The sequence below is a fragment of the Nostoc sp. JL34 genome, assembly GCF_017114945.1.
GTDB lineage: Bacteria > Cyanobacteriota > Cyanobacteriia > Cyanobacteriales > Nostocaceae > Nostoc.
The window spans coordinates 36,372-57,515 of record NZ_JABXKQ010000015.1 but is presented as its reverse complement, the minus strand read 5'-3'; the positions used below and the strand labels follow the sequence as shown (position 1 = coordinate 57,515).

15 protein-coding genes and 2 pseudogenes are annotated in these 21,144 nt (G+C 43.9%); 4 read left to right on the top strand and 13 right to left on the bottom strand.

From position 1 onward, the window contains the following. Positions 1-21 precede the first annotated feature (21 nt). A complete protein-coding gene (locus tag HWQ44_RS02085) occupies positions 22-5,067 on the bottom strand; it encodes a CARDB domain-containing protein (RefSeq protein WP_292714075.1) in 5,046 nt (1,681 codons plus the stop codon). 145 nt (positions 5,068-5,212) lie between these two features. Between HWQ44_RS02085 and HWQ44_RS02080 the strand changes: the two genes are divergently transcribed. Further along, on the top strand, positions 5,213-5,422 hold the full coding sequence (locus HWQ44_RS02080; RefSeq protein ID WP_292714073.1) for a hypothetical protein: 210 nt from the start codon (positions 5,213-5,215) through the stop codon (positions 5,420-5,422). Between the two features lie 192 nt (positions 5,423-5,614). Here the strand turns inward: HWQ44_RS02080 and HWQ44_RS02075 are convergent, their stop codons facing one another. The 12 genes and pseudogenes from HWQ44_RS02075 to HWQ44_RS02020 all read right to left on the bottom strand — a co-directional run bounded on the left by HWQ44_RS02075 (position 5,615) and on the right by HWQ44_RS02020 (position 15,734). Beyond that, on the bottom strand, positions 5,615-6,397 hold the full coding sequence (locus tag HWQ44_RS02075) for a COP23 domain-containing protein (RefSeq protein WP_292714071.1): 783 nt from the start codon (positions 6,395-6,397) through the stop codon (positions 5,615-5,617). A 68-nt stretch (positions 6,398-6,465) separates the two neighbouring features. Beyond that, positions 6,466-6,741 (bottom strand): annotated as a pseudogene (locus tag HWQ44_RS02070) (peptidase M48 Ste24p); the annotation flags it as partial. A gap of 57 nt (positions 6,742-6,798) precedes the next feature. Next, a pseudogene (locus HWQ44_RS02065) lies at positions 6,799-7,225 on the bottom strand (hypothetical protein). Positions 7,226-7,443: 218 nt separating this feature from the next. Then, positions 7,444-7,614, bottom strand: a complete 171-nt coding sequence (locus HWQ44_RS02060) for a ssl1498 family light-harvesting-like protein (protein WP_292714069.1) — start codon at positions 7,612-7,614, stop codon at positions 7,444-7,446. Positions 7,615-7,873: 259 nt separating this feature from the next. Next, positions 7,874-9,505, bottom strand: a complete 1,632-nt coding sequence (locus HWQ44_RS02055) for a mucoidy inhibitor MuiA family protein (RefSeq protein ID WP_292714067.1) — start codon at positions 9,503-9,505, stop codon at positions 7,874-7,876. 107 nt (positions 9,506-9,612) lie between these two features. Next, the gene (locus tag HWQ44_RS02050) at positions 9,613-10,554 is read right to left on the bottom strand and encodes a LysR family transcriptional regulator (protein WP_292714065.1); all 942 of its coding nucleotides are present in this window, start codon (positions 10,552-10,554) and stop codon (positions 9,613-9,615) included. 252 nt (positions 10,555-10,806) lie between these two features. Beyond that, complete coding sequence (locus tag HWQ44_RS02045) at positions 10,807-11,595, bottom strand: BMC domain-containing protein (RefSeq protein ID WP_292714064.1); 789 nt, start codon at positions 11,593-11,595, stop codon at positions 10,807-10,809. 56 nt (positions 11,596-11,651) lie between these two features. Further along, positions 11,652-12,428 (bottom strand): transferase, encoded by a 777-nt coding sequence (locus HWQ44_RS02040; RefSeq protein ID WP_292714062.1) that lies wholly within the window; start codon positions 12,426-12,428, stop codon positions 11,652-11,654. A gap of 148 nt (positions 12,429-12,576) precedes the next feature. Further along, entirely contained in the window at positions 12,577-14,583 is a 2,007-nt protein-coding gene (locus HWQ44_RS02035; protein WP_292714187.1) for a ribulose bisphosphate carboxylase small subunit, read from the bottom strand. Positions 14,584-14,678: 95 nt separating this feature from the next. Then, positions 14,679-14,981 carry a EutN/CcmL family microcompartment protein gene (locus HWQ44_RS02030; RefSeq protein WP_094327600.1) on the bottom strand — a complete coding sequence of 101 codons (303 nt, stop codon included), beginning with the start codon at positions 14,979-14,981 and terminating at the stop codon, positions 14,679-14,681. A gap of 6 nt (positions 14,982-14,987) precedes the next feature. Then, complete coding sequence (locus tag HWQ44_RS02025) at positions 14,988-15,332, bottom strand: carbon dioxide-concentrating mechanism protein CcmK (protein WP_010995041.1); 345 nt, start codon at positions 15,330-15,332, stop codon at positions 14,988-14,990. A 93-nt stretch (positions 15,333-15,425) separates the two neighbouring features. Continuing rightward, positions 15,426-15,734 carry a carbon dioxide-concentrating mechanism protein CcmK gene (locus HWQ44_RS02020; protein WP_012410633.1) on the bottom strand — a complete coding sequence of 103 codons (309 nt, stop codon included), beginning with the start codon at positions 15,732-15,734 and terminating at the stop codon, positions 15,426-15,428. Between the two features lie 659 nt (positions 15,735-16,393). Here HWQ44_RS02020 and HWQ44_RS02015 point away from each other — a divergent pair. The 3 genes from HWQ44_RS02015 to HWQ44_RS02005 all read left to right on the top strand — a co-directional run bounded on the left by HWQ44_RS02015 (position 16,394) and on the right by HWQ44_RS02005 (position 21,127). Beyond that, positions 16,394-18,250 (top strand): NAD(P)H-quinone oxidoreductase subunit F, encoded by a 1,857-nt coding sequence (locus tag HWQ44_RS02015; protein WP_292714058.1) that lies wholly within the window; start codon positions 16,394-16,396, stop codon positions 18,248-18,250. A 111-nt stretch (positions 18,251-18,361) separates the two neighbouring features. After that, positions 18,362-19,867 carry an NADH-quinone oxidoreductase subunit M gene (locus tag HWQ44_RS02010; protein ID WP_292714056.1) on the top strand — a complete coding sequence of 502 codons (1,506 nt, stop codon included), beginning with the start codon at positions 18,362-18,364 and terminating at the stop codon, positions 19,865-19,867. Positions 19,868-19,996: 129 nt separating this feature from the next. Beyond that, complete coding sequence (locus HWQ44_RS02005) at positions 19,997-21,127, top strand: CO2 hydration protein (RefSeq protein ID WP_292714054.1); 1,131 nt, start codon at positions 19,997-19,999, stop codon at positions 21,125-21,127. The last annotated feature ends 17 nt before the right edge of the window (positions 21,128-21,144 follow it).

Genomic DNA, 21,144 nt, shown 5'->3' with positions numbered 1-21,144 from the left:
GAGCGATTGCTTAAATCTGCGTTAAACAAAGACGAAACGAGTATCTGTTGCCAAATTGGTATTGCGGTTTAACCCGTTTTCCACAACAGCAATCAATTCTGCTCCATTGTTAGTGAAAATGCCTACAGCCGATCTAACTGACCCTAGTGAGTAATTGTTAGCAACTCCCTTAAGCTGAATCTGATCGTTTACTTGGAAGTTGACAATATCGGCGTAGTCACTGTTGCGAGAATTGGTATAGAAAACTGAAGCGGCATCACCTAAGACGTAAGTATCTGCACCCTGATCGCCGTTGAGCAGGTCGATTTCGTTTGTGCCACCTCCCCAACCAATCAGGTGATCATTACCATTGCCCCCAGAAAGTGCGTCACTGCCAAGTCCACCTAAAATTGTGTCATTGCCATCGCCGCCAAGGAGTACATCTATGCTTCCCTTACCATCAAGGTAATCATTGCCTCCTCCACCGTCGATTAACTCATTGTTATTAGTGCCGATGACGCGATCGCTCCCAGCTAGAGCATTAACTATGTATTTGTTCAAACCAGTAAGTTCGCTGACAAAGATGATATCGTTGCCAGATGTCGCCTTGTTATTGGCAACAGTCAGGTCAAAGGTATCGCTAACATTACCGCCTTGGCCATCAGCAGCTGTAACTGTGACTCCGAAGATACCAATTTGGGAGATAGTACCAGATATCACACCAGTATTAGCAACAATACTAGATCCAGTGGGTAAGCCTGTAGCGCTGTAGGTGAGGGTATCGCCTTGATCGATGTCAGCAAATTTGTTACTGACGTTGAAAGAGAAGGGTTTATTAGTAGAGATGATTTGGTCGTCAAGCGGTTGTACTGTGGGAGCATTGTTTTTAGCCAGATTAAACCGAGCCACGCTAGGGTCATGGTCGCTATCCTGATCGGCAAATTCCGAGTTGACGTGAACTACATCATACCCATCTAGCTTGCTGCGTAGGTTGTTACTAACTAAAACGTGGTCAAGGGTTTGGGCGTTACCTTCAAAGTTGTAGGTGTAACGCTCATTTTGAGGCAGGGTTTTAATTAGGGAAGTCAGTCCAGCGCTTTCTAAAATGCTGACGGGGTTGGAGAACTCAAAGTCATTTAAGTCACCCGCTACTACTACATTGGCATTGGGGTTGATTGCTAAAATACTTTCAACAAAGTTTTTTACCACCGTGGCTTGTTGCTGACGTTGCACTTCACTAGTGAGGGTTGGCGGTTGATTTGGCCCGTATAGCGGTTGGTCGCCACCTTTAGAATTAAAGTGGTTGCCAATTATATAAACAGTTTTACCGTTGAAAGTAAATTCACCAACTAAGGGCTTACGACTGCTAGTAAAGGCGGAATTGGTGGGGTCAATCAAACCAGGACTATTAGAAACTGTAGGAACACCAGAAACGTTGCTGACTGTGGTGTTAGAAGTGGAAGTACCACCGGGGCGATCTACAAAGTTGACACGATTGGGATTAAACAAGAAACCCACTCGAATATTTCCACCAGGTTCACCACCATTCGTATCGTCTACTGGGTTAATTTGGCGATATTGATATGTGGGGCCACCAGCAGCAGTAATTGCATCAATTAATGTTTGGAAGGTGGTGCTGGCATCAACTACGCTATCATTCGTCGGCCCGTTGTTGTCCTGAATTTCTTCGAGACTAATGATATCTGGTGATTTCAGATTATTAACAATGCGGCTGGCAAGGTTGTTAAACTTGGTTGCACCATCACCGGGGTCAAGGTTTTCGACGTTGAAGGTAGCAACTGTTAATTGGTCAGTGGTGGGAGTTAAATTAGTAACTTCCTTGGTCAGCGTGTTAGAAGTCACTGTTACTGAGGTGGGCAGAACTTCGTAGTTGCTGAAACTATAATCAACCACACCTGTAATCGTGCTGAATGTCGCACCGACGTTAACCTGCGGTGAGCTACCAGAAGTAAACAGAGTATCATCAATTTGGATCCGCTCTGGATTGAAATCATTGGGACTAATCGCGACACCACCACGTGCTGTGCGTCCGGTGGCATTTGCGCCATTGTCTGCCAGTAACCAAATCTCCCCAAAAGAATTAGTCGGACTAACTGCCACAGGATTATTTACCTGTACTCGCATTGCTTCCAAGCTTTCGTAGAAATCAATGCCATCTTGGGCAGGGTCAAAGGTGGTTGTTCCAGTTTCGATATTACCAGTAGTGTCGTTATCAATTACCGACGTTGGAATGGTTCTGCCGCCATTACCTAGAATTATGGCAGTTGGCAAAACATTACCACTGGAAAGTTTGGCAATCGTGGGGCTAATAATCTCTGTAGTAGTCAGGTTGGCACTGGTAGCACCACCAGGACGGAACTCGCTCACCGTACCGCCAACTAGTACAGAGTCGCCCACTTGCACAGTTGGTGCTGATGAGGTAAAAACAAAAATACCTTCCGAGGTGCGATCGTCGCTATCTGGGTTGGGGTCTTGCAAATAAAAGCCATTAGATTTTAGGACTGTGACAATTCCCGCTACATCAGCGACTTTTTGCCCGTTTAATGGAGAGATATGAGCTGCACCCTGGATGTCATGAATGCGAGGAGTGAAGACTACAGCGCCGAGTGTAATGCTATCGGTGCGGAACTTTTTGAAATTGTTCTCTGATAAATCTTTGGCTGCTGTACCGTCGTTGTAGAGAACGCTGTTGCCATCATCACTGACGAATTGAATTTGAGAGGTATTTGTTAAGTTATCAGGGATGGTGATAATTCCTTCTGGGTTGAAGCTGACAGGGAATGTTGCCGCCCGCAATTGCGGTTTGCTGTTGGGGTTGCCATCCCAAGTGTAGAGGCGAAAATCGTTGGGGGCTGCTCCTGCGTCTCCTGCTGGGCCAGCAATAATCACATACTGGTTATTGGCATTCTTGCGAATTTCTCGAATACCTCGACCACCTAAATCTAATTCTATAGGAGCGCCAAATTGTGCCGAGCCTTGAACACCACCACCGCTAGCTGATATCAGGCTAGCAAAGTTGGTAACGGGAACGATGAGCGCGTTGGAGCGTCCAGAGAGGGGAACTTGAGGGGCGCGGAAGGCAATATAGGCTGTGGTATTGTCGGGGGCAATTTCCAAACCTTCAATATTGTAGCCGTCCGCTTGCTTTGAGCCGACATTAGTTGCAGCACTGGCAGCCAAGCCGTAGTAATTTGCTCCCTTACCATGACCGTTATTGACATCCCAGTTGATGATGTCTTCCTTTAAAAAGTTGTAGCGACCAACATAACTGAGTGTGGTGGATGCTCCCGTACCAGTGATGTCTGTGGCAAAAATGCGATCGCGATTAGGACGATTTTTCCCATCATCGCTATTGCTTTGTGACCCTAACCAGAAAATGCGATTGCCTACCTTGGTAGAAGCTTCAAGATCCACTTCTCGTAACACGCCAGAACCGTCAGTCTGGGTAAGCCCTAGAGAACTTGTGAAGTCAAAGCCAGTTACAGGCAGTCCCGACTTGCTGTCATCATAGAGGCGCAAGACTTGATTTTCGTCATCGGCTTCTAAGAAAAATGTGCCACCCACGGGAATAGCTGTAGAAGCATCACTCGTACCTGTTAAAAATTGAGTTGTGGCAGTACCATTATTCGCCGATGCTGCATAAGCGATCGCATAATTAGCAGTACTAGCACCATCACTGACGGTTACTGTAATATTTGCATTACCAACACCTACAGGATTAATTTTCAGATTGCGGCTGACTCCAGTCCCCGTCAGCGTTAGATTGCCGTTAGGAACCACTGCGGCATTACTGCTTGTAACTGTAACGGTCAAATTTTCTACAGGGGTATCAGAGTCAGCGATCGCAAAGTTTACGCCCAGTGTATTTGCCGGATCATTAACATTGCCGATGACGCCGCTAATTGCCCCCGTCCCTGTCGCAGACAAAGCACCGTTAGCATCTAACAAGTCTGTAGTGCTGGCTGTGTCTAGTTGAATAGTTGGCGCTTGTCCTACCACTACATTATTAACTGTGGTAGTAATTGCAGTGGCAGTATTGTTAGTTTCGTTGCTCTCAGCGATCGTGTTATTGGGGTCTACTGTTGCGATGCCGCTGGTGAGAGTACCCGGAGAATTAGGGGTGACGTTAACAGTCAAGGTAGCATTACTATCAGCATTAATACTGCCACCAGAAAAGGTCACGATACCACCAGATACGCTAGCAGTGAAGCCGTTGGCAACGGTTGTACCGTTAAAGGTTACACCATTAGGCAAGGTGTATTGGACTGTAATGCCGCTGGCATTGGCAGTACCACTGTTATTTACGCTGATCGTATAGGTAAGGGGGTTGCCAACAATTACCGGATCGGGAGAGTCAGTTTGACTGATAGTAAAGTCTGGTTGGGAAGCCGCACCGCCAGAAACAGTAATACTACCAGTCGGTAAAGTAGTATTACTGGCAAAAGTCCAGTTAGCGGCATTATTGATTGCCGCTAACCAATCAGCTTTAGTACCACTACTGAGTGTATTAAGATTGAATGCTGCATAAGTCGCCGAGTTATTGAACAGAACTGCTGTGTTACCAGCTTGAGATAACCCCGGTGCTACATTACCAGTATTGGAAGTGGTTGCATCTTCAAATGCACCAGTGTAGTCAATTTGAGAGATAGCTGTAAAATCTGATAGTAACGGGCTTGTACCTGTGGATTGCACAGCAATAATTTGATCGCCGCCAGATGTGCCAGTCCCTTGGGCAAATGAAAGATCCGCATAACTGCCTGATGCAGGTGGTGCAACTGACCCCGATTTACTCCAAGTGAAATTGGGTGAGGAGGTATCAATGCTGCGGATAACTGTACCAGTAGGGAGGTCAACATTAGCAGTGAATTTGATTAAGTTCTCACTACCATCAGCATCAGTGCTACTCACTCCCCTAAATCCTGAACCTGTCCAGCCGTTATCAGTGAAGTAAATGACTGTACCTGAACCAATAGGCGCTAGGTTGACAAAAGAAAAGGAGTCAGGGCTACCGTTATTAATGTAACCAATAAGTGCTATATCGCCAGGAGTAAGAATTGTTGATGCCATAAATAAATAGTGTGTTTTTACTGAAGAAGTTTTGTGTAGTAAATCTAACTTGAAGGATTTCACCGTGAAGACATCTGTAGAAGAATTATTGGTGCAATTCCTAAAAACAAGCAGCCTTCAAAGTTTGTACTTAGCTTCCTAAATAATGAGAATTAGGATAGATGTAGATTCTATTTGTCAAAATCTGGGAGCGCGGATACTTGGGAATGTAAATGCCATTTTTTTGCCAGCAAAAAATGTTGAATGCAAAGATGAATTTTACATTCGAGGATTAGGCTGTACTGATGTTTTGAGCGATCGCAAGATCACGCTCAAAAAAACATTGATTAGTGTAAAAAACTACATAATTTACTAGTATTAATCCATATTCAGCAACCTCAAATTATCTCAGTAATATTAAGAAACAGCTAGCAAAAGGTTAAAACAACAAATATTTGCTATGGGTTCTCCCTCGCCCATAAAAAAAGGCGGACAAGATGTCCGCCCCATATTAAGTAGTTGGATATTTTTTATTTGAAAGTCATTTTGTATTAAAAGCCACTATCGCTTATCGGAAATTACGAGGATTTAAGCGAACAGAGTTAGGCTGAGACTGACGACGAATTGCTACTCCACTCCGCAAATTGTTTCCGGTACCGCCATCTTTGGCATCAAGGAAAGGTTTGAGATTAATCCCGCTTCTAGATGAACTAACCCGATTATTGCCACTGCCTAGAAGTGTACGTCCTAAATTATATATTTCGTTACCTCCACTACTGCGATCGCCATAAGTGTTAACGGCTATAGTCTGTTGTCCACTGTCAGCAGTAGTCAAGTTCTGAAAAATGCTATTGCGGATAACATAGGGATCTTTTCCACGGGGGACTGTCAGCACAATTCTACAGGTTGGGTTAGTTTCAGTTGTGACGCAAACAATATTTTCGTTATTTTCTACGGCTGTCTGGAGTTCTTGTAAGCCATCTGGGCGATAAAGTTCTAAACGGCTAGCAATTGCTGCACAACGCCTTTGTGCGTCCCAACCACCGCCCAAAGCCGCAGGTGCTGCCCAAGGAAAGAATTGTCCTGGTTGACTTTGTGGCTGATACATGACAGTGTACTGTCCATTGTAAGTCTGACAGGTAAATCGAGTTGTACCGTCAGCTGAGGGTGAAGGTGGTATGCCTGTAGATGTGTCTATTGGGACTGGTGCTGATGTGCCGCCTGATGGTACTGTTGGTACTACTACACCGTCGCTAGTAGAATCATATTGTGCCATTGCTGCGGAATTACCCAGACACAAAGATAAGCCAAGAATACCCAAAGACATCAATCGCAGCATTTGTGATGACATAAATCATCCTCCAGAAGAAATAGGTAGGGAATTGATAGTTTAAGTGACGAATAATTCTGGTTTTTGATTCAGCAAAAACACAATTTTTTTTCCTCTCTTGCTTTTTTCTCTGCGAGTAGCTTTTCCGCCCGTGCTTGAATTTCTGTATGATGCCCCACTCCTTCGTAAGCGTAAAGGTTGTAGCTATTACGGGTAATCAGGTTTTCTAAATCACCCACTTGTTCACCACCACCTAGGTGCGAAGATAACCAACTAAGAGGAATATTTTTCTGGTGTTTTTCTAATGTCACCGTTAAGTTACGTAAACCATCAGCAGCGTAGTCAGTCGCAACAATTAGGCGTGTACGTTTTGTAAACTCAGGCGCTTGTGCTCAAATACTTGAGAATTTTGTCTGTATATGCTATGGCAAATTATTTGGATCAATACCTTGAGATTGTAAATAGGCAATTAGCCGTTCTTTTTGCTGGTGTTCCTGTTCAATTTGTTCCACTGCCCAAAGTAACAAATTACCTGCCTCATCCCACCAGCGCAACCAGTAACCAGTCCTGGCTTCTTTTGTTCCTTGCCAAGTTCCTAGAAATAAACCCATTGAATCAATCCAATGACGACCATTTTCATCAGGTTGCTTTAACTCGTAGCGCCTGTTTTCGAGTTGGTAAAATTCTGATGAAACCACTGATCTCAAGGCTTTCGCGCAAAGTACCAGCCAATAGTGGCTGACCTGTATTTTCCACTGGTTCATCCTCTAAGTGAAAATCTGCGGGCAATGCTTCCCAAGATATTACCAGTTCTGTTGAAGATTTAGCTTCACCGAGTTGGGTTGCCATAAACACCCCCTTTTATTGATTTGTCTTTATTTTATGGCTGACCAGTGGTTTGTTGTCAGGCGATGCCTGCGACAGACTAGGCTTGTTATTTTACAACGCAATAAAGTACTCACTGTTTGGGATACATAAAACACAAAAAACCCCGGCTAATTTAGCCGAGGTAAAGTCGAGAAGTGAGATTAACGATGAGATACCGCGATAGTTGAAATCAAAAAATCTTAGCTAACACTCAAACCAACTAAAACTAAAGTGGTGACGATTAAAGTGGCAAAAACACTTTGTATAACGTATTTACGTTGTTCCCAAATTGCTGGGTACTCAGCGTAGTACATCTGGGGTTCTGCTGCATAGTTGTTGAGAATGCCGTCTTCGTTAGTGGTGGTGTACATAGTTTTTTCTCTTCTTTGTTTACTTATGTAACAAAATATAACAGTTTTGTTACAAATCGTCAACAGGGCTTGACAAAAAAAAGACTGATGTTAATCATAAAACTGACTTATCAGCGATCGCGGATTTTGACGAAGCGGTTTCAGCCAGCGAAAGCCGGAGGTTACGACGCACCGTAAGAAATCAAATAAAGAAGGTGCGTTAACGAAGTAACGCATCCTACTAAATATTAAAATTAGAGAATTTATTTTTTAAGATTCCCTAAACATCTAACCCAACTACCATTAAATTAGGCGGATGTTCAACATTAAACTGATAATATATCTCTCGTCGCTCTTGGGCTGGAAGAGTTAACAGCCATTCTAAAATCCCCATTTCACCAAGTTGAATTTGTGGGTTGCTGCGACTGAGACGGACTTTAATTTGCTCGTTGCGGCTAACTGGCAATTGTTCAGTTAGTTTTAGATTTACTTCTTTCTCTAGTAAGTTAGTAACAATCAACCGATAACTATAAGTAATCCGGCGCTGGTTGCTAATTAATCTTTTATCTACCAGGCGCTCAACTAAGTCGCGCTCAATTTTTAAACCTTCGTCAATTCCTAAGTTAAGTTTAAACTCTTGCCCTGGCGCAATGTTCTCTAACCCAGTAGTGCCGACAAAAACGTTGTCGCGGAAAATATTCGCTTTACCTGGTAACAAAGTCGCACCGTTGGGATTATTTTTCACATTCGCTTGTAGATAAGCAAAACTTACCAAGCGCGGCATTGCTACATAATCGAAGCTACAAGGATAATCATCATTGAAAATCGTAGTTTTATGGGGTGCGCCATCACTGGGAATATTACCACCGCCATTCAGTTTAAAGGTAACTACACTCCCTTCTTTAGATACTTCTGCTGTAACGGTTTCTGCTGGGATGAGACTATCCTCTGCAACTTCATCTTGTTCTTGCCAATCTGCTCTGGCAGCAGAAGCAGGTGGTTCTGGTATGCTAGGCAGCAGTGGTGGCTGGGCAGTAAATCGGTGTCGTTGTAACAGTTGTGGACGTGGAGCATCAATATACCAGGGTTCAAGTTTGGGTGGAAGTGTACCTAATCCCGGTTTAGCGGTAGAAAGGGTGAGATTTGCACCAATCCAATCTTCGCCAGTGCTTTGAGTGATTTCTGCAAGATAACTCAGATGTACAATATCTCTGGTAGTGCTAAAGCGCAAGTCATAAAGCGGATTCCAACTAGCGCGATTTACTATATAGGACACCTCTAACTCAAATTCGCCTTCACCCGCTACTTCCACTGCTACAACTAAGTTAAAACTCTCTTTGGGATGGGGCGTTTGGATTTTTTGCAATGAGGTGTGGAGTGCTTGCAGTTGTTTGTCTAATTCATGCTGTTGGGTTTTGCACTCTCCAGATGCGATCGCATATTCACTATACTGGCTTCCGAGAAAGTTGAGGAAATCCAAAGTTTCGCTGAGGCTGAGATTTTTCCGCGACAAACTCTGTGAAAAGGGTTCTTCTGTTTTTTCCCGTAAGCCGGCGATAAAACTAGACTGCAATGCTAAAGCATCTACTTGGGCTTGCAAGTGGCGTTTTTCTGCTTCTAATTGCTGAATTTGCCTTGTCAAATGTGCGACTCGCTCCGCTACAGGTTCAGTAGTGTAGATGCGATCGCTACTAACTCCCACCAAGCGCACCCCTACCGTACCTGTACCACTAACCCTCACAGACTCAGTTTCTAGAGTCATTGGCACTGGGGTAATTACTAATTCCTGTTCAATTCCTGTTAAATCAACTACACCCCGCCGTGTAACCAATGCTCTATCAGAATACACGGTAACAGCTACAATCTCGCTTTGTACTGTTTTGCGCCAAGACGGTATTTCCGGGTTAACCACTGCCAGTTTTCCCCCATTTTTAATGATTCTGCTGGTTAATTGTCAATGTTTCCCGGTCTAACCGTCAACCCCTTTAGGGAATTCGTAATTACTAATTACGAATTATCTTACCCGTGAATTGGTTCAAGCGGACTAGAAACAGGATCAGCATTTTGCTCGACAAAATTCTTTGCCGCAGCTAGTAGATACTCATAATAGGCACGAGCGACGATAGATAGCTGCTTGCCAGATGGGTAAACCATGTACCAATTTCGCTGAATGGGAAAGTGTTGTACATCTAAAATACTAAACTCTGAGGAGTCTAATAGTAAGGTATGACGAGATAAAACAGAAATTCCTAAACCACCTGCGATCGCTTGTTTAATTGCTTCATTACTTCCCAATTCTAGCTTGACTTTTACCGTAACTCCTTGTTCTTCAAATAGCTTTTGGACGGCGCGACGAGTTCCTGAACCTGGTTCCCGCATAATAAAAGGTTCATTAGACAGACGTTGTATAGGAATATTTTTTTCCTTGGATAATGGATGATTAGTCGGTGCAAAGACTATCAAAGGGTTTTCTAAAAATGGTTCGCAAGTCACATCTATATTGTCTGGAATTTGACTCATAATATATAAGTCGTCCAGATTCTGACTCATTCGTTCCAAAATTTGTTCGTGATTCGTTACTTGCAGCGAGATATCAATCCCTGGATAAAGTTCGCAAAAGGGCCCTAACAAACGTGGAATAAAATATTTAGCTGTTGTAATCACTGCCAACTTTAATTGGCCCTGTTTTAGCCCTTTTAAATCTGCCACCTTCATTTCGTACTGGGCTATATTGTGAAAAATCTGGCGACAAGTGGCAAATAATTCCCGTCCTGCTTCCGTCAGATACAATCGCTTTCCCACTTGCTCAAATAATGGCAACCCCACCGATTTTGTGAGTTGCTTAATCTGCATAGAAACGGTAGGTTGGGTGAGAAACAATTCCTCAGCAGCACGAGTAAAGCTACTGTGCCGTGCCGCCGCCTCGAACACCTTTAACTGGTGCAGCGTCGCTTGGTTCAAGGGTGATTCTCCTATATAGCGATTAATAGATATAAAACTAGTATTGCTGAACACTGGCAAATGATATAGCCATGCTCACAGAAAGTTACGAGTTTTATCTATAGATAAAACTCTATCACTTCTATTATAAGAAAGATATTTTACTTATGGATTGAAGAAGCTATTATCGGAACAGCAAAAGCATAAAATGCCTTCCATCTAAACGATGAATGTTGAATGCTGAATGTAGATTTATCCACAATTCATCATTGATCATTCATCATTCCATAATTCTTCTTTAATTTTTGTAGGTAGCTTGGTTAAATCTGGTAATCTCAGTACCTCGATTTCGGCAACTTGTTCTTTAATATTCACAGGTAAGTTTAACGGTTCGCGTTCTTCTATCCAGCAGCTTGCTAATGGCAAGGTTAACTCCATTTCGTCCAGCGGTCGGGGAATTACCATCACTGCATTCAATTCCCCAATGCGTTCTGCTTCAAACATTCCCGCTTCCACTGCTACCGCTACATTTGCTACGGAACCCCGAATAATAGCTGTACACAAACCCGCACCAATTTTTTCATAAGCTGCTAAATGAACATCAGCAGCTTTGAGCATGGCATCACACGCTCCTACCATCGCGGGAAATCCTCGCGTTTCTACCAAACCAATTGCTTGATTACTCAGACGACTGTAATTGCCCTCTTCCATCAATTTAGTGAAACGGGTTGTGATAGGAAGCACTATATCTAGGTTGGGATAAGGTCGAGGAATCACCAAACTAGAAACCAACTGACCAAACTGTTCAGCCGTTTGCACACCCGATTCTACCGCCAGACGCACGTCAGCAATTCCACCCCGGACGATCGCAGTACAATGACCACTACCAGTTTTTTCATACCCAACCAGGTGAACTCCCGCTGATTTCAGCATCATATCCGCCGTCCCAACGATCGCCGGAAAGCTGCGGGTAGAAACTAAACCCAAAGCAGTATCCTGAAAGGTTTCTTGATTACTCGCTCCCTGGATGGTGCGAATAGACCGTTGATTATATGTTTCCATGTGAATTCTCCAAAATACGGAAAAAGCCGACAACTTACAATTAACACTTACTCGGACTAATCGTCAGAGTTTGAGTCGCTCAAGGATTGTCTATGAGGAAACAGTGTAGTCAACAGTCTGCTTATGCTCCCTTGTCCATAAATTTGAGTTCCAAAACCGTTAGGGGATTCTGCGGCTAGCTGACTGGCGTCTGAGTTATGTTCTGTAGACGGTTGGGCGGCTTCGCCCAAGGTGGAGTCAGCATCATTAGGCGGTTCCTCTACCGGAGGAGACTGGCTTTCTGGAGTGGCGGGAGATTTGAAATAAGAAATCGACTTGTTTTGTTTGAAATCTACAAAAGCCGAAGCTGAGAAGTTAGTCGAGGAAATTACCTTTTCCTTAACTCCACCAGAGTCATTTTCCTCTTCCTTTGGCGGTGGCGTACTTGGAGTAGTTGGGTTATTCGTAGATGATTCCGGCTGCTTTGTTTGAGCAATTTGCCGACTGGTGTCTCCTAAAATCGATCCAGGTGGTATTACTTGCCCAGGTTCAACCGAATAGTTAAAAACTGTTGTTGCTGAACCAATACAAGCATTTGCTCCAATTTTGCCCTTGCCAACCATCAAAAACCCGGCTCCCAGGTTTGCACCTGCTTCTACCTCTAGGGTGCCTTCATGGACTTGGAGAATTGCCCCCATACCAATACAGACCCCTGGCCCAATGATGATCTTGCTGTTTACAGCCGCTTGGAGGATCACCCCAGGTGCAAGTACCGCGCTTGGATGAATAGTCACCTCACCACTAATATAAGAAGAATCAAAGTTATTGCTGAGGCGCAGTAGCGGCACAGACATGGAAATTTAACCTCGGAAGCCGGATGTAGTTCTGAGTGGTGTTAGCGGTAGCGCGGCGTTTAGCCCGTGCTGAGTGTTGAGTGTCGAGTAAATAAGTATGTTCCAAAATCTTGTTAACTCAGCACTCAGCACTTTTAACTCAGCACTGCTATGGTCTTTGAATAATCGTTTCCAATACGCGACGCTTGGCTTTGGGGTCAACACCAATTAAGCGCACATATTCCCCTTGGTATTCGCCGAGTTGTCTTTCTACGGCTGCGATCGCTTCTCTTTCTGAAGAGGCTTGAATTTGACCAGTACTAGTCCAGGAACCTGTCCGGAACCGCCGTTGGTCTACGTGTTCAATGCTAATTTTAGAGCCGCCAGCCAATAATTGCCGCAGTTGGTCTACTACTTCACTACTCAAGCGCGTACTGGTAGCTGTTGCTGTCGCAGTAGCTGAGGGTGCTGCATTAGTAGTAAATGATTTCTGACTGCCAGAGGAGGCTACTTGACCATTTGGACGTTGGATAATAGTCTCTAATACTCGCCGTTTGGCTTTAGGGTCAATACCAATTAAGCGTACATATTCCCCTTCGTATTCGCCGAGCTGTCTTTCTACAGCTGCGATCGCTTCTCTTTCTGAGGAGGCTTGAATTTGACCAGTACTAGTCCAGGAACCTGTCCGGAACCGCCGTTGGTCTACGTGTTCAATGCTAATTTTAGACCCGCTAGCCAATAATTGCCGGAGTTGGTTTACTACTTCAGAACTCAAGCGGTTACTGGTAGCTGTTCCCGTAGCAGAGGGTGCTGCATTAGTAGTAAATGATTTCTGACCGCCAAAGGAAGCTGCTTGACCATTTGGACGTTGAATAATAGTCTCTAATACCCGCCGTTTGGCTTTAGTATCAATACCGATTAAACGCACATACTCGCCTTGATGGCTTGCTATACATTCTTCTAAGGCGGAGATGACTTTATTTGTGGAAGTTGCTTCAATAGGCTTGCAACTAGTCCAGGAACCAGTGCGGAAACGACGCTCATCTACGTGTTCCATGCCAATTTTGTAACCACCTGCCAATAGTTGGCGGATTTGCTCTAGTGTTTCGCCACTGACTTTGCCACTGCTAGAAGCGTTACCGTTACCGTTACCATTACTGCTGCTGTAACTGCTATTGCCACGACTGGTCGGAGCTTTAAAGCTGGTAGCTGGTTTCGTATCACCATCTGGACGTTGGATGACGGTTTCTAGCACACGCCGTCTACCTTTGTCAATGCCAAACAGTCGGACATACTCGCCGCTATGGTCTTTTAAACAGCTTTCTAATGCTGCGATCGCTTCACCGATGGATCTCGGTTCAATTGGCTGACAACTAGTCCAAGAACCCGTACGGAACCGTCTTTGGTCTACATGTTCCGTACCAATTTTATATCCTTGCTCCAATAGATACCGCAACTGATCTATTGTTTCTGCACCCAAGCTATTGCTCGACACTTCACTACTCCTTTCCAACTCTAAAACAGTAATACCATTACCTGTATAAGATTTAGCGTTTTCATCCCGAATGGGTGCTATACATTTGCTATCCGCAGCACAGAGATAACCAGCTCGTAATGCCTGATTAATCCCAACCACATGATGAGCAAATTCTTTATCCTGATCTTGCACATCTGGCAAGCGATCGGCTTGCTGCTGGCTGGTAATTATCGCTCCCGAAGGTACATATTTACCAGGGGGAATCTCTACGTCTTGAATCAAAGCGTGCATCATCACGATGCAACCTCTACCCACCCTGGCATTAAACACCGTAGAGCGAAAGCCAATGAAGGAATTATCACCTACATAAGCTGGCCCGTGAATTAGAGCCATGTGGGTAATGCAAGCGTTTTTACCAATCCATACTGAGTATTTATTTTGGTCATCGCCAATTACTCGGCCTTGCTCCAACCCATGAATGACAACACCATCTTGAATATTAGTGTTTTCACCCAGATAAAAAGGTGTGCCTTCATCCGCTCTAATCGTAGTCCCCGGAGCAACGATTACATTTGCACCTATTCGTACATCCCCAATTATATTGGAGAATGAATGTACAAAGGCAGTTTCATGGACTTTGGGCTCAGCTAAATTCCTTGACCACGGGGTTGGGGGTGCCGCCGTGCTGCGGACTGCCATCGCGAGATTCCTCCTGTGTTGTCTGTCATTAGTCATTTGTCCTTTGTCATTTGTCGAGAACTAATGACTAATGACTAATGACCAATGACTAATGACTATCGATATTGATCTTTTTTGCTGTAAATGAGGCGATCTTCAACGTAAATAGTATCTATGATCGCCACCACTGCTGCATCCAATGGACGCTGTTCATTGCCAACAACTTGACGAGCGGCACTACCACGAGTGATGAGTACCCACTCATCTACTCCTGCTCCCACAATATCTGCTGCTACTTCATACTCTGGTAGGATATTGCCGTTTTCATCTACTAATTGTAACAATAGTAGTTTCACACCTCTAAGAGTTGGATCTTTTTGGGTGCTAACTACTGTGCCGCGAACTTTGGCAATTTGCATTACAAATTACGGTCTTCTACCAAAAGGACGAATTGCATTCACATTTTCCCGGAACTGCTCTACATCTTCGGTATAACGAATTGGCAGAACGTATTCCAAGTTTTCGTGAGGACGAGCAATGATATGAGTAGACAGAACTTGTCCGCCATTGACTCGCTTTACAGATTCAACACCTGCGGCCACAGAAGCTTGCACTTCTGAAACGTCACCCCGAACAATTACCGTCACCCGACCACTACCGATTTTTTCATAACCTACCAGAGTGACGCGGGCAGCTTTCACCATTGCATCAGCAGCTTCCACCACTGCTGGAAAGCCTAGCGTTTCAACCATTCCCACTGCAATTGACATTAGTTTTAATCCCTATTTCAAAGTTTTTTAGCCTTGGACAAAAGTGATGCTCTTTTCAGATAAAGAGCGTTAATTACTTTGTTTAAACAGCTTTTAAGTACGGAATTGTTCTACCGCTTCTGTATAACGTATCGGCAACACGTATTCCAGGTTTTCGTGAGGACGAGCAATGATGTGAGTGGATAACACTTCACCACCAAAGACTCTTTTCGCCGCTTCAACCCCAGCTGCTACAGAAGCTTGGACTTCTGATACATCTCCCCGAACTATCACGGTGACACGAGCGCTACCAATTTTTTCATACCCTACTAAAGTGACACGGGCGGCTTTCACCATCGCATCAGCAGCTTCCACTACTGCTGGAAAGCCCTTCGTTTCAATCATCCCAACTGCAATTGGCATCGCAGAACTCCTACAAAATTAATGCAATCTGTACTGTCGTTTGATTTTTTTGACGGGGAGGGCTTTATCTTATAGCTAAGAAAACACTTCCAAATTAAGCATAGGAAAGCTTGGCGTCCCTGGCAATATAAATTACTATAATAGTTTATGATAAGAAAGTTTTAAAAAACTTAACAAAAGTTTATCTGTGCTTCTGAGCAATTAAAGTTTACTGATTCCTAGAGAGGTCGCTTATGCTTTATAATTTCTTTATTACATTTACAAAACGACATTCATAACCAAGGCTAATTCTATCTGGCGAGGGACAAGCGTCGGCTAAACCTTTTGCTGTATCTATCTTTCCTCAAATATTGTTATGTGTACAATGACTAGGTGAAAAATAGATAATTTTTTCAAATATATCGTATAAATTACTTTGCTTAAAGTAGAAATACAAATGTAAAAAGGTCGGTGATGTTAAGGCAAGTAAATGCTTTTACTTATGTAAAGTTATATTTTACTTATGTTAAATAGGGTAAAGTTAGGTAAAAGTACTCGCTGTAATGTAGCTGAAACAATATTAAAAAAAACATCGGTATTTTGGTAAATTAATTTTATTAAATAAATAATTGTTTTAGAGCTTTTTTAAAATCAAGGCTGAGTCGTCAAGGGAAATTTAAATGGATCAATTTCTATTTTCAACAAGTTGGTTTGTGCCTTTTTATAGCTTATTGGGTGCAATTTTGACCTTGCCGTGGGGAATAGGAATAATTCAGCGGACAGGGCCAAGACCTGCGGCATATATCAATTTGTTGACAACCGTTGTCGCTTTTACCCATAGCCTGTTTGTATTTAAAAGTATCTGGGATAGAGAACCAGAAAACTTACTGGTCAATTGGTTCAAAGCTGCGGATTTAGACTTATCTTTTGCCTTAGAACTGTCGCCAGTCAGTATTGGGGCAACAGTTCTAATTACGGGGTTAAGCTTACTGGCACAAGTTTACGCTCTGGGTTACATGGAAAAGGACTGGTCGTTGGCGCGTTTTTTTGCGTTACTGGGATTTTTTGAAGCGGCGTTGAGTGGTCTAGCAATCAGTGATTCTTTGTTTCTCAGTTATGCCCTTTTGGAAGTCCTGACGCTTTCGACTTACTTGTTGGTGGGATTTTGGTATGCTCAACCCCTAGTAGTAACGGCGGCCCGGGATGCATTTTGGACTAAACGGGTAGGGGACTTGTTGCTGCTGATGGGTGTGGTGACGCTTTCGACCTTAGCCGGCAGTTTGAACTTTTCCGATTTATATGAGTGGGCGCAAACAGCTAATTTAAGTCCAATGACATCGACATTGCTGGGGTTGGCGTTAATTGCTGGGCCTGCTGGGAAATGTGCCCAATTTCCACTGCACCTGTGGTTAGATGAGGCAATGGAAGGCCCCAACCCGGCTTCGGTAATGCGAAACTCGCTGGTAGTAGCTGGTGGTGCTTATTTACTGTATAGATTTCAACCATTGTTAGCGCTGTCGCCAGTTGCGTTGAATGCCTTAGTAGTCATGGGAACGGTGACAGCAATTGGGGCAACATTAGTATCCATAGCTCAAATTGACATTAAGCGATCGCTATCTCATTCCACCAGTGCATATATGGGCTTAGTGTTTTTGGCGGTGGGGTTACAGCAAGGTGGTGTAGCCTTGATGTTGCTGTTAGCTCATGCGATCGCCAAAGCATTATTATTTATGAGTTCTGGTTCAGTCATCTTGACTACCCAAAGCCAAGACTTAACCGAAATGGGCGGTTTGTGGTCACGGATGCCAGCCACCACCACTGCCTTTGTGGTCGGTTCAGCCGGGATGGTAACAGTGCTACCACTAGGAAGCTTCTGGGCAATGCTAGCATGGGCTGACGGTTTCGTGAATATTAGCCCTTGGGTAATTGGGGTTTTAATATTAGTCAATGGTTTGACAGCATTGAACTTGACCAGAGTATTTAGATTAGTCTTCTGGGGGAAACCGCAACAAAAGACCCGTCGCACCCCAGAAGTAGGTTGGCAGATGGCCTTGCCAATGGTAATTCTCACAGTCTTGACTCTGCTTCTACCCCTGATGCTACAGCAATGGTACTTGCTACCCGATTGGGAAAGTATTAATTGGTATGTGGCGTTAGCGTTGTTTGGTTCTACGGTAGTCGGCGTAGGTCTAGGGTGTACAGTTCATCTGCACAAAGCTTGGTCAAGATCCAGAATCTTGGCGTGGAGATTTGTGCAAGACTTGTTAGGTTATGATTTTTATATTGACCAAGTTTATCTTGTAACCGTGGTGAGTGCAGTAGCACTGCTATCTAAAATTTCTGCTTGGAGCGATCGCTACTTGGTTGACGGTTTAGTAAACTTGGTTGGGTTTGCCACAATTCTCGGCGGACAAACCTTAAAGTACAGCATTTCTGGGCAATCTCAGGGCTATATGTTGACCATCCTAGCAGTTGTCAGCGTCCTGGGTTTTTTCATCAGCTGGTCATTGGGTTTACTAGATAAATTGCCTTTTTAAAGATTTGGTCATTTGTCATTTGTGATTGGGTAAGAGTTTTTTCCCATTCCCCATTGCCCCTAATCCCCAGAGGGGGCCCCGAGTTCCCCATTCCCCATTCCATACCTACTTATGCTTAGTGTTTTAATTCTAGTGCCGTTAATCGGCGCAGCTTTAATTGGTTTCTCGCCCTCTGGCATCAGTGGGAAATTCGCCCGTGGGGTAGCTTTGGTCTTTGCTACTATCGCTTTCTTGTGGACAATCGTACTAGCAATTCAGTTCCATCCAGGGGAAATTACTCAACAGTTTGCCGAATCTATCCCTTGGGTAGATGCTTTGGGGTTGAACTATAACCTTGGGATAGATGGTTTATCTTTGCCGTTGCTGGTTTTAAATGGATTGTTAACTGCCATTGCCATCTATAGCAGCGATGAATCCCTACAGCGTCCTAAATTTTATTACTCTTTGATACTATTATTAAGCGCTGGGGTGACAGGAGCCTTTCTAGCACAGGATTTACTACTATTTTTCCTGTTTTACGAATTGGAACTGATTCCGCTGTATTTGCTGATAGCCATTTGGGGTGGTGCCAAGCGGGGTTATGCTGCTACCAAATTTCTCATTTATACAGCCGTTTCGGGAATCCTAATTTTAGCAAGTTTCCTTGGCATGGTTTGGCTGAGTGGCTCCTCTAACTTTGCACTAGCAACCTTGAACACGACAACTTTACCACTAGCAACACAGCTATTACTGCTAGGGGGAATTTTGGTAGGTTTTGGGATTAAAATTCCTTTAGTTCCCTTCCATACTTGGTTGCCAGATGCTCACGTTGAAGCTTCCACACCGATTTCAGTGCTTTTGGCTGGGGTGCTATTGAAGTTGGGAACTTACGGCTTACTGCGATTTGGCATGAACTTGTTACCAGAAGCTTGGGCTTATGTGGCTCCTTGGTTGGCGACTTGGGCAGTGGTAAGTGTGTTGTATGGTTCATCCTGTGCGATCGCCCAAACCGATATGAAAAAAATGGTGGCGTACAGTTCTATTGGACACATGGGTTACGTGCTTTTAGCGGCGGCAGCGGCTACACCTTTAAGTGTGTTGGGTGCTGTGATGCAAATGATTAGCCACGGCTTGATTTCGGCAATGCTATTTTTGCTGGTAGGGGTTGTGTATAAAAAAGCCGGAAGCCGTGATTTAGAAATCATCCAAGGATTGCTGAATCCAGAACGGGGTATGCCGGTAATCGGTAGCTTGATGATTGTCGGAGTCATGGCTAGCGCTGGTATACCGGGAATGCTAGGGTTTATTTCCGAATTCATAGTTTATCGAGGAAGTTTTCCAGTTTTCCCAGTGCAAACCTTGCTATGTATGCTTGGTACAGGTTTAACAGCGGTTTACTTCTTAATTCTCGTAAACCGCGCCTTTTTTGGCCGCCTGTCTGCATCAGTTGCCAACTTACCACGTGTGTATTGGAGCGATCGCATCCCAGCGGTAATTTTAGCTGTGCTGATTGTGATTTTTGGCATTCAACCTGGTTGGTTAGTGCGCTGGACTGAACCAACAATTACAGCAATGGTGAATAGCCAAAACGTAGTAGTAGCAGTGTCTTTGGATAAAGCAATGGGGACTGGGGACTAGGGAAGAAGCAAGGGAGCAGGGAGCAGGGAGCAAGGGAGAAGAGTTTTCCCCTCCGCCCCCTGCACCCCGCCCCTCTGCCTCTTTTCAATGCCCAATGCCCCAATCCCTATACTTTTTGGAGAGATGGCAATGGTAACTATTAAAAAGAAAGCTATTCACAATCCTTTAGCTGAGTATATTGAACGCCTGCAAAAAGGAGATGCATTACTCCCCGATAGTCCAGAAAATGTGCTGGAAGTTGTTGGTATTCTTAAAAGCTATGGCGTAGTTTTAGATGCCTACTCAAAAAATCTTAACTATATTGCCGAGCATCAGTTTTTAGTATTTTTCCCATTTTTTAAATACTTTAATGGAAAGGTTTCTTTGCAGAAATTACTCCGTCACTGGTGGCATGACCGAATTAATTTTGAATATGCCGAGTATTGCATGAAAGGCATGATGTGGCATGGTGGCGGCGGACTAGATACGTATTTAGATACACCAGAATTTCAAGAAAGAGCGCAAGCCGTTATTGCCGCAAAATTTAAAAATAATCCATTCATTCTCGGTATTAACCAACTGTTTCCAGATTTCTTGACAGAACACTTGCGCGTCTCTGCTTACTACACTGGTTTAGGTCAATTCTGGCGAGTCATGGCTGATATCTTCCTCAGCTTATCAGACCTCTACGATCAAGGCAAAATCAAATCGATTCCGCAAGTTGTAGAACACATTAAAGCTGGGTTAGTGGCAAATGCATCAAACCCAATTACCTACACCGTCAAAATTCGGAATGAAGTCTATGAAATCATTCCCAAAAGTGTTGGTTTGACTTTCTTAGCAGATACAGCTATCCCTTATGTAGAAGCAGTATTCTTCCGAGGAACTCCTTTCCACGGGACAGTTTCATACAACGCTCAAGGTTATCAAATTCCTCCAGATCAAACTCGATTTCAGTATGGCGCATTGTATGCCGATCCTTTGCCCATCGGCGGCGCAGGTATTCCTCCTACCTTGTTGATGCAGGATATGCGTCATTATCTTCCAGAGTATTTGCATGAAATTTATCGTCGCAGTCTCCGGGGTGAAGATGATTTGCGAGTCCAAATTTGCATAAGTTTCCAAAAATCGATGTTTTGCGTGACGACAGCAACGATTTTGGGACTGATGCCTCATCCTTTGGATACTAAAGATCCAAATGAGCAAAAAGGTAATCGAGTTTATTTAGAGAAGTGGATGAGTCGGTTACAAACTTCGCGGTTGCTGGATGTGAATAAATAGGTAAAGATTAGACTTCT

Coding starts and splice junctions, on each gene's coding strand:
- HWQ44_RS02015 (WP_292714058.1), top strand. CDS start 16,394: ATGGATCAATTTCTATTTTCAACAAGTTGGTTTGTGCCTTTTTATAGC.
- HWQ44_RS02010 (WP_292714056.1), top strand. CDS start 18,362: ATGCTTAGTGTTTTAATTCTAGTGCCGTTAATCGGCGCAGCTTTAATT.
- HWQ44_RS02025 (WP_010995041.1), bottom strand. CDS start 15,332: ATGTCAATTGCAGTGGGAATGGTTGAAACGCTAGGCTTTCCAGCAGTG.
- HWQ44_RS02030 (WP_094327600.1), bottom strand. CDS start 14,981: ATGCAAATTGCCAAAGTTCGCGGCACAGTAGTTAGCACCCAAAAAGAT.
- HWQ44_RS02080 (WP_292714073.1), top strand. CDS start 5,213: ATGAGAATTAGGATAGATGTAGATTCTATTTGTCAAAATCTGGGAGCG.
- HWQ44_RS02075 (WP_292714071.1), bottom strand. CDS start 6,397: ATGTCATCACAAATGCTGCGATTGATGTCTTTGGGTATTCTTGGCTTA.
- HWQ44_RS02060 (WP_292714069.1), bottom strand. CDS start 7,614: ATGTACACCACCACTAACGAAGACGGCATTCTCAACAACTATGCAGCA.
- HWQ44_RS02045 (WP_292714064.1), bottom strand. CDS start 11,595: ATGGAAACATATAATCAACGGTCTATTCGCACCATCCAGGGAGCGAGT.
- HWQ44_RS02020 (WP_012410633.1), bottom strand. CDS start 15,734: ATGCCAATTGCAGTTGGGATGATTGAAACGAAGGGCTTTCCAGCAGTA.
- HWQ44_RS02085 (WP_292714075.1), bottom strand. CDS start 5,067: ATGGCATCAACAATTCTTACTCCTGGCGATATAGCACTTATTGGTTAC.
- HWQ44_RS02035 (WP_292714187.1), bottom strand. CDS start 14,583: ATGGCAGTCCGCAGCACGGCGGCACCCCCAACCCCGTGGTCAAGGAAT.
- HWQ44_RS02005 (WP_292714054.1), top strand. CDS start 19,997: ATGGTAACTATTAAAAAGAAAGCTATTCACAATCCTTTAGCTGAGTAT.
- HWQ44_RS02040 (WP_292714062.1), bottom strand. CDS start 12,428: ATGTCTGTGCCGCTACTGCGCCTCAGCAATAACTTTGATTCTTCTTAT.